Consider the following 14,222-nt stretch of genomic DNA (forward strand, 5'->3'; position numbering starts at 1 on the left):
ACCGGCCAAACGTCCAGTGTGCCTCAAGGGGCGGTGATCACGGCTGGTCGTCCGCCAGTTCCGCGACCCCGGTGACGCGGTGCAGCGGGTACGTGCGGACTTCGTCCGCCGTGTGGTCGTACGCCGTCACAAAGCCGCCCTCCACCCGGATCGGGGCGATCACACGCTGGCTGGCGGCGCCCTCGGCGTTCACGTACCCGATCCACACCGCCTCGCCGGTCATGACGGCGGCCTGCATGGTGGCGAGGGTCTCGGCGGAGCTTGTGCGCGGCAGCTCGCCGTTGCCCGGCGCGTCGGCGGGGGCGGCCTTGCGCGGGGTCGTGGAGGCCAGGTCTCCGGCGCGGATGGCGCGGATCGCGGCGCCGAGGAGGGTGGCGTCGGGCACCGGCGGTCCTTCCGGGACGGGCGCGGGTGCGGTGCGCGGCGGGGTGCGGTGGGCGTGGGCGCGGGTGATCAGCACATCACCCTCCGCGGACTCGGCGGTGGGTGCGAAGCCCATGGAGCGCAAGCCCTCCAGGAGGGTGGCCGGGTCGGCCTGCGCGGCGAGCACGGTGGGTGCGAGGCGTCGCAGCCGCAGCCCTTGTGAGCGCTTGTCGGCGAGGATCTCGCTCAGCAGGGCGTCGTCGTCGCAGCGGACGTACGCCGAGGCCGCCCCGATCCGCAGATGGCCGTGCTTACGGGCCACGTCGTCGATCAGATAGGCGAGCGGCTGCGGGACGGGCGTGCGGGAGTGGGCCGCGAGGAACGCGTGCAGGTCGGAGGCCGACCGGCCCGCGTCCAGGGCCCGCCGTACCGACCCCGGGGTGAAGCGGTAGACCGTCGCCCCGCCCTTCGACTCGACGTCCGCGAGCACGCCGAGCGTGTCGGCGAGGGGGCGCTCCAGGGGACCGGGCGCGACGGCGGTCAGGTCCGCCTGGAGGAGGACGTGGTTCAGGGGCTCGGGCAGGAGCGGGGCGAGGAGCCGGGCGGCGTGGGCGGCGGCAGCGGCCTGCTCGGCGGGGGAGCGCGGGGTCTCGGAGGGGGCGTGGAGGACTTCGGGAGTGGGGCGGTGGTGTTTGTGGGCGGGGAGCTTGTCACCGGGACCGACAGGGCCGGAGGGGCCGACGGGGCCGGCGGGGGAGGCGGAGCGCCGTGTCTCGGCGTCCTCGACGGCCACCGACGGGAGCCCCAGCAGCGCCCGCCCCTGCGCCGACAGCGCGCCCCGGCCGGTGACTCCCAGCAGCTCCGCCTCGGACAGCGTCCACCGGGCGAGCCGGGTGCGCAGATCGTCGGTGGCGGTGGCGGACTGGGGCCCTCGCAGCGGGCGCTCCCACTGGAGGCGGGCGAGGACCGAGTCCGGGGTGGCGGAGGAGCCCTCGGGGAGCGCGGCGAGGAGGGTGAGGACGCGATGGCGGACCTCGGGGGCCGCGGAGCGGTCCAGGCCGGGCCCCAGCGCCGACAACGTACGGTCCTTCGTGTCCCGCCCGCCGATCAGACCCGCCGTACGGGTCGCGGCCAGCCACGCCGAGGCGAGATGGGCCCACCGCTCGGCGGGGGGCAGTTCCAGCCACTCGTCGTAGGCGGGGGTGGCCGCGTACCGCTCATCGGCTTCCCCGTCCGAGGCCAGCAGCCCCGCCGCGTAGGCGAGCTCGACCCAGAACGCGGCCACCGGCTCCGCGACATCGAGCGCCACGGCGGTCCGCTTCAGATCCCGCACGCTGAGGCCGCCCGCGCGCAGCACGGCCGGCCCACCCTCGTGCCAGTCCTTGAGCAGTTCCTCGATGGTCGCCAGGGCGGTGTACGCCTGGCCGGCCGCCGCGGCGTCCACAACCTGTGGACGGTGTGACCGCGCGGCCTCGACCGCCGGTGCCACGGGCTCCGCCGCCCGGTGCGCGCGGCCTGCCCGCAGGTGCAGGGCCACCTCCCGGGGCAGTACGACCGTGCCGGGTGCCGTCGGGAGCAGCAGCCCGCGGTCGATCAGCCAGCGCAGATGGCGGGCCGGGTCGGCGGTGACCTGGCCGTAGGGCGGCCCCCACACCAGCCGGGACAGCACGTCCGGCGACTCGGCGGGGGCGGTGCCGAGGAGCGCCGACATCCGCGCACGGTCGGTGAACAGCCCGGTGAGCGAGGTGACGGCGGAGACGGAGTCGTGCGTGGTCGGCAGTCCGGCCGCGGCCACGATTTCCTGGATGCGTCCGGGTGACATACCGGCGGTGGCTTCGGCGACGGTCGGCCCCAGGCCGGTGGGGGACGGGTGCTGCGGGGACGGCGCGAGCAGTTCGCGCGCGGTGCGGACGAGGTGGAGGCGGTCGTCGGTGCCCCACACCAGGGCCTGCTCGCGGAGCGTCCCCAGGGCGCGTGGGAACGCCGCCGTGACCGCCGGGTCGCCGTCGTCGCCCGCCAGCAGCCCGAGCAGTTCGTCGTACGTCGCCGGGTCCGACGCCACGGCCAGCGCTTCCGCGGTTTGCAGCGCGAAACGGTCCAGGCGCTCCAGGGCGCGGACCACCGAGGCGCGGGTGCCTGCGCGGGTGGCGAGCTGGGTGAGGTCGGTGGGGACGGGGGTGATGAGGTCCGGGCGGGTGCGGAGGAGGGCCGACAGGGAGGTGTCGTCCCGGGCGCGGAGGGCTTCCGCGAGCGAGCGCGGAGCGGTTCCCGGCGGGGCGGGGTCCGGGGTTCGGTCCGGCGTGGGGTGCTCCTCTGTGCTCATCCGCTCAACGGTAGTGGTTTCTCGCCCCCGCCGCCCCTACCCCGTCCGGCGTTTGAGGACGAGGCCGTTCAGGCCGATGCGGGGTCTGACGCGGTACGGTCGTGGCCACGGGGTATTCAACGCGCGCGCCTCGGAGGGGACTTCGTGGGGATTGAGAGCGACCAGCTCGTATTCGACTACCTGAGCCGCGTCGGCGACCTGGCCCAGCAGCGCCAGCTGCCCTCGGTCACCCGCATGCGACTCGTGTCGGAGTTGCGCAACGAAATCGACCGAAGCAGGGCGAAGACCCCCGTCGACAGCCCGGTCGCCGTCCGCCGCATCCTCTCCCGTCTCGGCACCCCGGACGAGATCGTCACCGCCGCCCGCCAGGGCGCTCCCGAGGCCGGCACCGGCTCCTGGGCCGCCGCAGTCCCCACCCAGCGCGCCGGTGAGCGGGAGGACCGCCCCAGGGGCCTGCGCCGAGTCGTCCCGAGGCCGCGCCCGGCGGAACCGAAAGCCGTCGCCGACGACGGCCCCGCCCCGCCCCACCTCGCGAGCGCCCACGAACTGGGCGACAGCTCCGCGCAACCGGACTGGTGGCGCACGGACAGCAGCCCGTTCGGGCTCGTGGACAGCGTCCCGGGCTTCGTCGGGGGCGTGGAGATCCCCGAACTGCTCAAGCCGCCGTCGAAGCACGCGGACGAGGAGGCGGACGCGGACGAGGAGGGGGACGAGGGCGCGGAAGATCCCGCCGGGGAAGCGAGCCGGAAGCCGCAGAAGCCGCAGAAGCCGACCAAGGTATCCAGGCCGTCGAAGTCGTCCAGAACATCCAAGCCGTCCAAGGTGGAGAAAGCCGCCCCCGCCGATGACACCCAGGCCGGCGCGGCGCCCCGTCGCCGTCTCCCCCGCCCCGGCAACTGGAGCAACCCCCTCCTCCTGCTCGCCGCCGTCCTCCTCGTCGTCGGCGCCGCCCTCGGCAACTGGTTGGCCCTCGGTCTCGGCTGGCTCATCGCCTGGGCCTCACGCCGGCTGAGCCCCACCGAGTCGAAGTGGGCCGTCCTCGGCATGCCCGGCCTGGTCGTGGCGGCCGGCCTGGTCTGGCTGTGGGGCCGTTCGAACGGCCGCTGGGGCGAGCCGATCGCCAAGGGCCACATGAACGAGGCGATGACGGAAACCTGGCCGTGGGTGGTCCGCGGCGCGGCCGTGGCCTCGGCGCTGTACCTGGTCTGGCGCTCCCAGCGCCGCCGCTGAGCACCCCCGGACCGCCGCCGCCGAATCGCCGAAACCACTCCTGGGCACAATGGCCCATATGCCTATCGCATCGATGACCCCGCACGCGCTGACCATCGGCTTCGACCTCGACATGACCCTGATCGACTCCCGCCCCGGCATCCGCACCTGCTATCAGGCGCTCTCGGCGCGCACGGGGACGTACATCGACTGCGATCTGGTCGTCACGCGGCTCGGGCCGCCGCTGGAGGACGAGCTGGTCAACTGGTTCCCGGCGGACCAGGTGCCCACGATCGCCGGCCTCTACCGCGAGATGTACCCCGAGCACGCCATCACCGGCACGCTCGCGATGCCCGGCGCCCGCGAGGCCGTCGAGGCCGTACGGGCAGTGGACGGGCGCGCCGTCGTCGTCACCGCGAAGTGGGAGCCCAACGCCAGGCTGCACCTCGAGCACCTGGGCATCGACGCCGACGCGGTGGTCGGCAACCTGTGGGCCGAGCGGAAGGCACAGGCGCTGCGCGAGTACGGCGCGAGCGTGTACGTCGGTGACCACACCGGCGACGTCCGCGGCGCGCGCACCGCGGACGCGTACTCCGTCGCGGTCGCCACCGGCCCGTGCGACGCCACGGAACTGCGCGCGGCGGGCGCGGACGTCGTCCTCGCCGACCTGACGGAGTTCCCGGCGTGGCTCAGGGCCTACGTGGAGGACGGCGACGAGGGTGACGACGGTGGCGACGGCGACTACCGCGAGGCCGTCCGGGCCTGAGCGGTGCGGGCCTGAGCGGCACGGGCCTGGCGGCGCCCGGCCGCGACCGATCGGAACACCCCCGCTCCGGCGATCAGGAATCCGACGCCCATGAGCATGCTCAAGCCGAACATGTACGTCGGGAAAGGCGTCGTATCGAGTAGGAGCGGGGCCACGGTGACGAGTGTGGCCACGGCCCCGACGAAGAACACGATGGCACCGGCACGGATCAGCCGGTCACCTGGTTCGGCGGAATTCGGTTGGGTTTTGTCACGCACCGGACCAGGGTAGTTCCCAGCGCGAAGGAACAATCCGGCGACGCCTTGTCACCGGCCCCCGGACCATTAGCCTTGGTACCGGCGGGTCCGACGACCCGCTGTAGTGCTATTCAGAGCAGTTTCCGACGAGTACGAGGACGAGGACAGACGTGCCTACCGGCAAGGTCAAATGGTTCAACAGCGAGAAGGGCTTCGGCTTTCTCTCCCGCGACGACGGCGGCGACGTCTTCGTTCATTCCTCGGTCCTGCCCGCCGGAGTAGACGCTCTCAAGCCCGGTCAGCGCGTGGAGTTCGGCGTCGTCGCCGGTCAGCGCGGTGACCAGGCACTTTCGGTGATCCTCCTGGACCCGACCCCCTCCGTTGCGGCCGCCCAGCGCCGCAAGCCGGACGAACTGGCCTCCATCGTCCAGGATCTGACGACCCTTCTCGAAAACATCACGCCGATGCTGGAGAAAGGCCGTTACCCCGAGAAGGCCTCCGGCAAGAAGATCGCGGGCCTGCTGCGAGCGGTCGCCGACCAACTCGACGTGTAGCTCGACGTACAGCCCGCATCCCTCACCTCTACGGGAACTCCAGCGCGTGCGGGCCGAGGGGCGGCACCAGCCCCTCGGCCGCCGCACGGGTGAGCAGCCCCCTGATCGCCGCATACCCGTCCTCGCCGAGGTCGGCCGTGAACTCGTTGACGTACAGGCCGATGTGCTGGTCGGCGACGGTGGGGTCCATCTCCTGGGCGTGTGCGAGGACGTACGGGCGGGAGACCTCCGGGTCGTCCCAGGCGGCGCGGACCGAGGCGCGGGCGGCGTCGGCGAGGCCCTTCAGCCGCTCCTCGCCCAGCGAGCGCTTGGCGATGATCGCGCCGAGCGGGATGGGCAGCCCGGTCGTCCGCTCCCAGTGCTCGCCCATGTCGGCGAGCTTGTGCAGACCGTAGTTCTGGTACGTGAACCGGGCCTCGTGGATGACGAGTCCGGCGTCCACCTTCCCGTCCCGCACGGCCGGCATGATCTCGTGGAACGGCATCACCACGATCTCACCGACCCCGCCGGGGACCGTGTCCGCGGCCCAGAGACGGAAGAGGAGATACGCGGTCGACCGCTCGCTGGGCACGGCGACCGTACGTCCGGTCAGGTCCGCCTCCGGCTCCCGGGTGAGCACCAGGGGCCCGCAGCCCCGGCCCAACGCGCCCCCGCAGGGCAGCAGCGCGTACTCGTCGAGGACGTACGGCAGCACGGCGTACGACACCTTCAGTACGTCGAACTCGCCGCGCTCGGCCATGCCGTTGGTGATGTCGATGTCCGCGAAGGTCACGTCGAGCGCGGGCGCGCCGGGGACACGGCCGTGAGCCCAGGCGTCGAAGACGAAGGTGTCGTTCGGGCAGGGCGAGTACGCGATCTGCAGCTTCTGTTCAGGAGTCGTCCGGCTCGTTTGGCTCGTCTGGTTCGTCTGACTCATCTGGCTCATACGGGTTTCCAACTCTCCAGGACGGGCGCGAGCTTCCCGAAGGCCTCGGTGAGGGTCGCGAGGGCGTCGCCGATGCGCCAGGCGGCGCGGTCGCGCGGGCCGACGGGGTTGGAGACCGCGCGCATCTCCAGTACGGGCACGCCGTGCGCGGCGGCGGCCTCGGCCACACCGAAGCCCTCCATGGCCTCGGCGAGCGCGCGGGGGTGCCGGGCCCGCAGCTCGGCGGCGCGCTCGGCGCTGCCGGTCACGGTGGACACGGTCAGTACGGTCCCGGCGCGTCCGCCGGTGGCCGCCACGAGATCTCGTACGAGTGTTTCCGGTGGACGGTGGCTGACGGTTCCGAACCCGAGCTCGGTGACCGGCAGGAACCCGTCCGCGGTCTCGGCGCCCAGATCCGCCGCGGTGATCTCGTCGGCGACGACGAGGGTCCCGAGGCGTGCCTCCGGCTGAAAACCGCCCCCGATCCCGGTGGAGACCACGAGGTCGTAGGGCGTACCGCCCAGGGCACCCGCGGTGAGCGCGCCGGCGACAGAGGCGGCGGCAAGGGCGGGCCCGACCCCGGCGGCCAGCAGATCGAGGGTCGTACGAGCGGGAGCCGTTGCCTCGGTCGCCTCGGTTGCCGCAGTGGGCAAGGACAGCCGCTCCAGGGTCACCCCAGGGAGCCGTACGGACTCGGGGACCCCGGCAAACGCCTCGGCCACCGCGTCCCGTTCAGCCGGAACCGCGGTGGCCACCAGTACCTTCAGCCCAGCGGCAGCGATCAGGCGTCCTTCTTGAACTTGAACGACCACAGTCCCGTCACCGTCTTGTCGCCCTCCTTGATGGAGACAGTCGTGGAGTTGCCGCTGGCGCCGTACTGAGCGTTGAAGAAGACACTGCCCGGGATCGTGCGGTACGTCTTCGTGCTGGATTCGGTCAGCGGCTGACCGTTCATCAGGATCGTCCAGCCGTTGTCGGCGATCTTCGGGTCCACGCCGAACCGTACGGTCTCGTCGGGGTCGACCTTGATGGACTTGATGTTCTTGCTGGTGAGGCACTTGGCCAGGTCCGCGGTCTTCACCTCCTTGCCGTCGTTGTAGCAGTCGGTCTCGGAGCTCACGGAGTTCTTGCCGACCGTGATGGTGGCCAGCGGCGTCGGCTTTTCACAGGCGGACAGGGCGAGAAGTCCGGCGGAAACGGCGCCGAGAGCGGCAACGGCGCGGCGGCGATGTCCATTGGCGGCTCTGCCGCGGGGCAGGGAGGTCATGGCCGAAGGCTATCGGGCACGCCCACCGCTCTCCCCACGTGGGGTACGGCGTGCCGCGGTCAGGCCACGCGTGGCCGCGCCGGGCCCCCGTGCCGCGCCGCGCTGAGCAGCCCCCGCGCGGTGGTCAGCCATCCGACGGCGACGATCACGGCGGCCACCGAGAGACCGAGCGGGCCGTTGAGGGGCAGCACGATGCCGACCGCGCCGCCGAACACCCAGGCCACCTGCAACAGCGTCTCGGAGCGTGCGAACGCGGACGTACGGACCAGTTCCGGCACGTCCCGCTGGATCAGCGCGTCCAGGGAGAGCTTGGCGAGGGCCTGGGAGAACCCGGCGGCCGCCGCCAGGCAGGCCACCAGGAAGGCTCCGAAGAACACGGCGGCGGTGATCGCGGCCCCCAGCACCCCCGCGACGACCGTCACGATGATGATCTCGGGGGCGCGCGATTTCAGCCAGGACCCGACCGCCGTGCCGAGCGCGTTGCCCGCGCCCGCCGAGACGCCCACTATCCCGAGCGAGACGGCCGCGCTCTCGCCGGTGAGCGGGTGCTCGCGCAGCAGGAAGGCGAGGAAGAAGGTGAGAAAGCCGGAGAGACAGCGCAGGGAGGCGTTGGCGCCGAGGGCGTGCGTGACGGCCGTACCGACCGTACGCAGCCCGGGCCGCCGCACCGACTTCTTCAGTACCTGGGGCCCGTGCAGGTGCTCCTCGTCCGCCGCGAGCAGCGCCCTGGCCTCGCCCTTGGCCGAGTCGACCTTGGGCGGCAGCGTGAACGACAGGAACGCACCCGCGATGAAGATCACGAAGGCGCCGTAGAGCGGGTAGCGCGGGCCGAGGGCCTGCAACCCCGCCCCGATCGGCGCGGCGACGCCGGTGGCCAGGAGCGCGCCGAGGGTGACCCGGGAGTTCGCCTTCACCAGGGAGAACCGGGGTGGCAGCAGCCGGGGCACGACGGCACTTCTCACCACGCCGTACGCCTTGGACGCGACCAGCACCCCCAGTGCGGCGGGATACAGCTCGATGCCGCCGCTCACGACCGCGCCCGACAGCAGCAGCGCGAGCATCGCCCGGGCCAGCATCGAGGCCGCCATCGCGGCCCGGCGGCCGTGCGGGAGCCGGTCCAGGAGCGGGCCGATCACCGGGGCGAGGAGGGTGAAGGGCGCCATGGTGATGCCGAGGTAGAGGGCGACGCGCCCGCGGGCCTCGTCGGTCGGGACGGAGAAGAACACGGTGGACGCGAGTGCGACGGTGATCATGACATCGCCGGCGCCGTTCACCGCGTGCAGCTCGATCAGTTTGCCGAGTCCCGATTCGCCCGCTCCGTGCGCGTGCGTCGCCTTGCGGATTCCGCGCGCCGTTCCCGTCACCGGGAACTGCAGGGCACGGCCGACCGCGCGGACGGAACCGGTCATCCGGCCCGATCCGCCACTTCGGATGTTCCCCTTGGCGCCACCGATTCCGGCGGTTCCCTGGGGCGACCTTGCGGCTGCCACTCCGCCATAGTGCCCCGAGAAGGGCGTGCGTAGTGGGGTTACCGCGTGTATACCGCGTGTACTGGGCCTGAGTGGGGCCGAGTGGGGCCGGCCGAGCAGGGCCGAGCGGCGCTGTGGCGGTCCGAGTGGGACGGGAACGGGCCCGGGGTGTGTTTTCCGGCCGACCGAGATGGTCGTCCGAGGTTCTTTTCGATTTGTACGAGATGGCCGTGGGGTGGGCAAACGCGGCTGCGGGGCAGCCGGAAAACCCGTCGCAGCGTGCGGAAGCGCCCCGCCGGTGTGGGCCCAGGGCCCAGGAGAAGGTAGCGTGCGTAACGCGCCTGCGGCGGTTGTTCTCGGCCGCGCGCCTCTCGGTCATCCCGCAGAATGGATGACGTAGGTGCGCCCGAGCGCGATCGGGCGCGGACGTCGACGCGGCCCACCGGTCCGCTCCGTCCGCACCCCCGCCGAGGAATGGCGCACCCGTGAGACGGCGTAGGAGAGAAGCGATACCTGTGAGCGCAGCGACAACGCGAAGCCGCACCCCCGACCGCCTGTGCGCCGAGGCCGTCGACCTAGCGCGCGCCGCCGCCGAGGAGGCCGCCGCCCCCGGCGTCGTCGGCGAGCATGTGGGACTGGTCTCCGAGGGGGACCGCGTTGTCACGCACTTCTTCGAGTGCGAGGAGTTCGGGTACCGCGGCTGGCGCTGGGCCGTGACCGTCGCCCGTGCCTCCCGCGCGAAGTTCGTCACCCTCGACGAGTCGGTGCTGCTGCCCGGCCCCGATGCCCTGCTCGCCCCCGAGTGGGTGCCGTGGAGCGAGCGGCTGCGCCCCGGTGACATGGGCCCCGGGGACCTGCTTCCCACCGACGCCGAGGATCTGCGCCTCGAGCCCGGTTTCTCCGGGGAGGACGAGCCCGCGCCGAACTCCGCGGTCTCCCAGGACATGGCGGAACTGGCGGAGGCGGAGGACGCCGAGGTCACCGCGGGTACCCCCGCGCACCTTCCGGTCGCCCCGCGCCGCGGTTCGATCGCCGCCGTCGCGGAGGAACTCGGCCTGCGCCGGGCCCGCGTCCTGTCCCGCTACGGCCTGCACGTCGCGGCCGACCGCTGGGAGGAGTCGTACGGGCCCAAGACGGCGATGGCCCAGGCCGCCCCCGCGTCCTGCGTCAGCTGCGGCTTCCTGAACCCCATCGGGGGCTCGCTCGGGCAGGCGTTCGGTGTCTGCGCCAATGAGTTCTCTCCGGCGGACGGGCGGGTCGTCTCCCTCTCGTACGGCTGTGGTGGCCACTCCGAGGCCGCGGTCATGCCGAAAACGCCGCGGCCGGCTCCGCCGGTCGTCGACGAGACCCGGGTCGACCCCTTCCCTCTCCGTCCCTCCCCGGATTCCGGTTCGGTCTCGATCACGACGGACGAGTCCTCGGCGGAACTGGGCCACTCGTAGCGATTTCGGTCGGCGTGGTGGGCGGTCCGGCCGGTGCCCCAGGGGTCACGGTGTGTGGCCCGGAGAATGTGACACTTGCGCGGCGAGTGTCACATTCCCGCAGCCGCCTACCCGGCCGCAGCGGATGCGCCGACAGCGTCCCAGTCGCAGTTCACCGCGTCCCTGGCGGGGCGCTTCCGCCTGGGTGCCCGGGGCGGAGCCCCAGGCTCAGGATGCGGCGGGTAGGGGCGGCGGGGGCGGGATCGCGCGGTACCTTCGTGCCGCGGCCGAGCCCAGCGCTCGCGGCCGCACGAAGCGAGAAGGAGACTGAACCGTGAGCAAGTTCGTGCGGCCGGCACCCGAGGGCGCGGACCCGTTCGGCACGGCGCGCCTGCGTCGCGGCGTGCTGGACGCCTGGGCCACCAGCCCGGCCCGGTTCCGCGAGGACGCCAACGCCGAGGAGGACCTCGTCCTCGGCGGCTACCGAGACCGACTCGTCGTCGAGCTCGCTCAGAACGCCGCCGACGCCGCAGCCCGCGCGGGCGTCCCCGGTCGCCTCCGCCTCACCCTCCGCGAAGGAGTTCTCGTCGCGGCCAACACCGGTGCCCCGCTCGACGCGTCCGGTGTCGAATCGCTCTCCACCCTCCGTGCCTCCGCGAAGCGGGACGCGCACGACACCGCCGTCGGCCGCTTCGGCGTCGGTTTCGCGGCCGTCCTCGCGGTGACCGACGAGCCCGCCGTGGTCGGCCGGCACGGCGGGGTGCGCTGGTCCCTCGCCGAGGCCCGTGAACTCGCCGCCGACACCGCCCGGCACAGCCCGGGTCTCGGCGACGAGATCCGCCGCCGCGACGGCCATGTACCGCTGCTCCGGCTGCCGTTCGCGGCTGAGGGCACGGCCCCGGACCCGTACGACACCGCCGTGATCCTGCCGCTGCGGGACCCCGCCGCCGAGGATCTCGCCGAGCGTCTCCTGCACACCATCGACGACGCCCTCCTGCTCGCCCTCCCGGGCCTGGAGGAAGTGATCGTCGAGGTCGGGAACGGCGAGGGCGGCGAGGGCGGCGTGCGCACGCTGCGGCGGCGCACCGACCCGCACGGCGTCACCATCGACGACTCCCGCCACGGCACCACCCCCTACCGCACCGTCTCCCACCACGGCCCCCTCGACGCCGCCCTCCTCGCCGACCGCCCGGTCGAGGAGCGCCTGCGCCCGCACTGGTCCGTCACCTGGGCGGTTCCGGTGGACGGAGACGGCACGCCCGCCCGGCCCCGTACCAGCCCCGTCGTGCACGCGCCCACCCCCAGCGACGAACCCCTCGGCGTCCCGGCCCTCCTCATCGCCTCCCTCCCGCTCGACACGACCCGGCGCCACGCCGCGCCCGGCCCGCTCACCGACTTCCTCGTGGAGCGCGCGGCGGACGCGTACGCCGAACTGCTCGCCGCCTGGCGCCCGGTGGACACCGGGATCATCGACCTCGTGCCCGGCCCGCTCGGCAAGGGCGAGCTGGACGGCGCCCTGCGGCAGGCGATCCTGGACCGGCTGCCGCGTACCGCGTTCCTGCCGCCCGCCGCCCCGCCGGACAAGGACCAGGAGGCCCCCGCCGACTGGCCCGAAACGGAGAGTGGGGCCGGGACCGAGCCCGGGATCGGCATCGCGGAGAATCCCGCCGCCCTGCGGCCCCGCGACGCCGAGGTCGTCGAGGGCGCCGGTGCCGAGACCGTCCGCGTGCTCGCCGAGGTGCTTCCCAGCCTGCTGCCCGCCGGGCTCGAACGCCGGGTGGAGCTGCGGACGCTGGGCGTCGCCCGTGTCCCGCTCACCGAGGCCGTGGACCGGCTGGCCGGGCTGGAGAAGGACCCGGGGTGGTGGCGGCGGCTGTACGACAGCCTCGCCGGCGTCGACCCGGACCGGCTCTCCGGGCTGCCCGTACCGCTCGCCGACGGGCGTACGACCATCGGCCCCCGGCAGATTCTGCTGCCGCTCCCCGAAGGGCCCACTCCCGAGGACACCTGGGCCGCCACCTCCGACACCCTCGCCCGTCTCGGCCTCAAGGTCGCCCACCCGGACGCCGCCCACCCTCTCCTGGAGAAGCTGGGCGCCCTCCCGGCCACCCCCCGCGCCGTGCTCACCACCCCGCAGGTGCGCGCCGCCGTCGCCGCGTCGCTCGACGACGAGGGCGGGGCGTGGGACGAGGACGCCCCGGACGCCGAGGAGCTGGCGGACCTGGTCCTCGCCCTCGTCCGCGACGCCGCCCTCGAACCCGGCGACGAGCCCTGGCTCGGCGCCCTCGCCCTCCTGGACGAGGAAGGGGAGCCGGCGCCCGCGGGTGAACTCGTGCTGCCCGGCAGCCCCTTCGCCCAGGTCATGCGCGAGGACGAACTCGCCTTCATCGACGCCGAGCTGGCCGACCGCTGGGGCGAACAGCCGCTCGCGGCCTGTGGCGTGCTCGCCAACTTCACCCTCGTCCGCGCCACCGACGTCGTCCTCGACCCCGACGAACTGGAGCCCCGCGACTCCGACTTCGCCGAACCCGACGACGCGGGTCTGCTGGACGCCGTCGACGTGTGGTGCGAGGACGTCCTCGACCGGCTGCCCGACGCCCCGGTGCCGCCGGTCGCGACGGAGATCGTCGCCGTACGGGACCTGGACCTGGTCGACGACGACCGCTGGCCGGAGGCCCTCGCGCTGCTCTCCCAGCCGCCGCTGCGCGACGCGCTGACCCAGCCGGTGCGCATCCTGCTCCCGGACGGCACGCACGAGATCGTCCGGCCGTACACGGCCTGGTGGCTGCGCGGCCACCCCGTCCTCGACGGCCGCCGACCGGCCGGTCTACGGGCGGCGGGCAGCGACCCCCTCCTGCACGGCCTGTACGACGCCGCCGACGCTACCGGCTTCGACGACGAGCAGGTACTGCGGGCGCTCGGCGTACGCACCTCGGTCGCCGCCCTCCTGGACGAGCCCGGCGGCGCCGCCGAACTCCTCGACCGGCTCGCCGACCCCGACCGTGAGGTCACCGGCGCCCAGCTGCACGCCCTCTACAGCGCCCTGGCCGACCTGGAGCCCGAGCAGGTGACTCTGCCGGACGAGTTGCGGGCCGTGGTGGACGGCGAGGTGGCGGTCGTGGACGCGGCCGAGGCCGTGGTCGTCGACTCGCCCGACCTGCTGCCCTTCACCGGCGGTATGCCGCTGCTCCCCGTCCGGCCGTCCCGCGCCGCCGATCTCGCCGAACTGTTCCAGGTGCGGCGGCTCAGCGAGTCGGTGACCGGCGAGGTGACCTCGGAGGGCACCGAGCACGACGTACCGGAGTCCGTACGGGTCCTGCTGGGCCCCTCGACTCCCACCTCGTATGTCGAACACGAGGAACTCGTCGTCGACGGCACCGAATTGGACTGGCGGCGGACGAGGGACGGGGTGCTGCACGCCTCCACCCTGGAGGGCGTGGCGGCCGGGCTCGCCTGGGCGGCCGGGCAGTGGCCGCGCCGCTTCGAGGTCGCGGCCCTGCTGGAGGACCCCTCCCGCACGGAGGAACTGGCGCGCGACCGCTGGTTCGACTGAGCCCGAAGGCCCGTCGGAGGGCCCGTCGGAGGGGTTGCGGACCATAGTCCGCGCCCCTCCGACGGGCCCTCGCTGTGACCTTGGTCATAGGGGCAAAAAGGTTTCCTCACTCGTACAACCATTCACACCCGTCGCAGATCTGATCATCGGAGTCAAC

11 protein-coding genes are annotated in these 14,222 nt (G+C 73.3%); 5 read left to right on the plus strand and 6 right to left on the minus strand.

The features are described 5' to 3' along the window. Positions 1-37: 37 nt before the first annotated feature. A complete protein-coding gene (locus OG747_RS24600; protein ID WP_405881500.1) occupies positions 38-2,686 on the minus strand; it encodes a helicase-associated domain-containing protein in 2,649 nt (882 codons plus the stop codon). 144 nt (positions 2,687-2,830) lie between these two features. On the opposite strand from OG747_RS24600, the gene OG747_RS24605 reads away from it, so the two are divergent. Together OG747_RS24605 and OG747_RS24610 are read left to right on the plus strand one after the other, a co-directional pair. After that, on the plus strand, positions 2,831-3,916 hold the full coding sequence (locus tag OG747_RS24605) for a hypothetical protein (RefSeq protein ID WP_405881501.1): 1,086 nt from the start codon (positions 2,831-2,833) through the stop codon (positions 3,914-3,916). A 58-nt stretch (positions 3,917-3,974) separates the two neighbouring features. Continuing rightward, positions 3,975-4,661 carry an HAD family hydrolase gene (locus OG747_RS24610; protein WP_405881502.1) on the plus strand — a complete coding sequence of 229 codons (687 nt, stop codon included), beginning with the start codon at positions 3,975-3,977 and terminating at the stop codon, positions 4,659-4,661. On the opposite strand, the gene OG747_RS24615 is transcribed toward OG747_RS24610, so the two are convergent. Continuing rightward, positions 4,637-4,918, minus strand: coding sequence for a hypothetical protein (locus OG747_RS24615; protein WP_405881503.1), 282 nt, complete (start codon positions 4,916-4,918; stop codon positions 4,637-4,639). The genes OG747_RS24610 and OG747_RS24615 overlap by 25 nt on opposite strands. A 149-nt stretch (positions 4,919-5,067) precedes the next feature. Here OG747_RS24615 and OG747_RS24620 point away from each other — a divergent pair, with 149 nt between their 5' ends. Beyond that, a complete protein-coding gene (locus OG747_RS24620; protein ID WP_405881504.1) occupies positions 5,068-5,451 on the plus strand; it encodes a cold-shock protein in 384 nt (127 codons plus the stop codon). A gap of 28 nt (positions 5,452-5,479) precedes the next feature. Here OG747_RS24620 and OG747_RS24625 read toward each other — a convergent pair whose 3' ends face one another. From OG747_RS24625 to OG747_RS24640, 4 genes are read right to left on the minus strand one after another with little or no spacing between them, the layout of a single operon-like run. Continuing rightward, positions 5,480-6,367, minus strand: coding sequence for a 1,4-dihydroxy-6-naphthoate synthase (locus OG747_RS24625; protein WP_405881505.1), 888 nt, complete (start codon positions 6,365-6,367; stop codon positions 5,480-5,482). Between the two features lie 5 nt (positions 6,368-6,372). Then, a complete protein-coding gene (locus tag OG747_RS24630) occupies positions 6,373-7,110 on the minus strand; it encodes a futalosine hydrolase (RefSeq protein ID WP_405881506.1) in 738 nt (245 codons plus the stop codon). A 26-nt stretch (positions 7,111-7,136) separates the two neighbouring features. Further along, entirely contained in the window at positions 7,137-7,622 is a 486-nt protein-coding gene (locus OG747_RS24635; protein ID WP_405881507.1) for a DUF2771 domain-containing protein, read from the minus strand. 59 nt (positions 7,623-7,681) lie between these two features. After that, positions 7,682-9,112: an MFS transporter gene (locus OG747_RS24640; protein ID WP_405881508.1), complete on the minus strand. Its 1,431-nt coding sequence runs from the start codon at positions 9,110-9,112 to the stop codon at positions 7,682-7,684. Positions 9,113-9,606: 494 nt separating this feature from the next. Between OG747_RS24640 and OG747_RS24645 the strand changes: the two genes are divergently transcribed. Together OG747_RS24645 and OG747_RS24650 are read left to right on the plus strand one after the other, a co-directional pair. After that, entirely contained in the window at positions 9,607-10,533 is a 927-nt protein-coding gene (locus tag OG747_RS24645; RefSeq protein WP_405881509.1) for a DUF3027 domain-containing protein, read from the plus strand. A gap of 313 nt (positions 10,534-10,846) precedes the next feature. Further along, complete coding sequence (locus tag OG747_RS24650) at positions 10,847-14,065, plus strand: sacsin N-terminal ATP-binding-like domain-containing protein (protein ID WP_405881510.1); 3,219 nt, start codon at positions 10,847-10,849, stop codon at positions 14,063-14,065. Positions 14,066-14,222 lie beyond the last annotated feature (157 nt).

Origin of the sequence: Streptomyces sp. NBC_01384, from assembly GCF_045040035.1 — a bacterium.
Classification (GTDB): domain Bacteria; phylum Actinomycetota; class Actinomycetes; order Streptomycetales; family Streptomycetaceae; genus Streptomyces.

What these genes read in the sequence shown, in the direction of transcription:
- OG747_RS24600 (WP_405881500.1), bottom strand. Translation starts at nt 2,686, where the DNA reads ATGAGCACAGAGGAGCACCCCACGCCGGACCGAACCCCGGACCCCGCC.
- OG747_RS24625 (WP_405881505.1), bottom strand. Translation starts at nt 6,367, where the DNA reads ATGAGTCAGACGAACCAGACGAGCCAAACGAGCCGGACGACTCCTGAA.
- OG747_RS24635 (WP_405881507.1), bottom strand. Translation starts at nt 7,622, where the DNA reads ATGACCTCCCTGCCCCGCGGCAGAGCCGCCAATGGACATCGCCGCCGC.
- OG747_RS24610 (WP_405881502.1), top strand. Translation starts at nt 3,975, where the DNA reads ATGCCTATCGCATCGATGACCCCGCACGCGCTGACCATCGGCTTCGAC.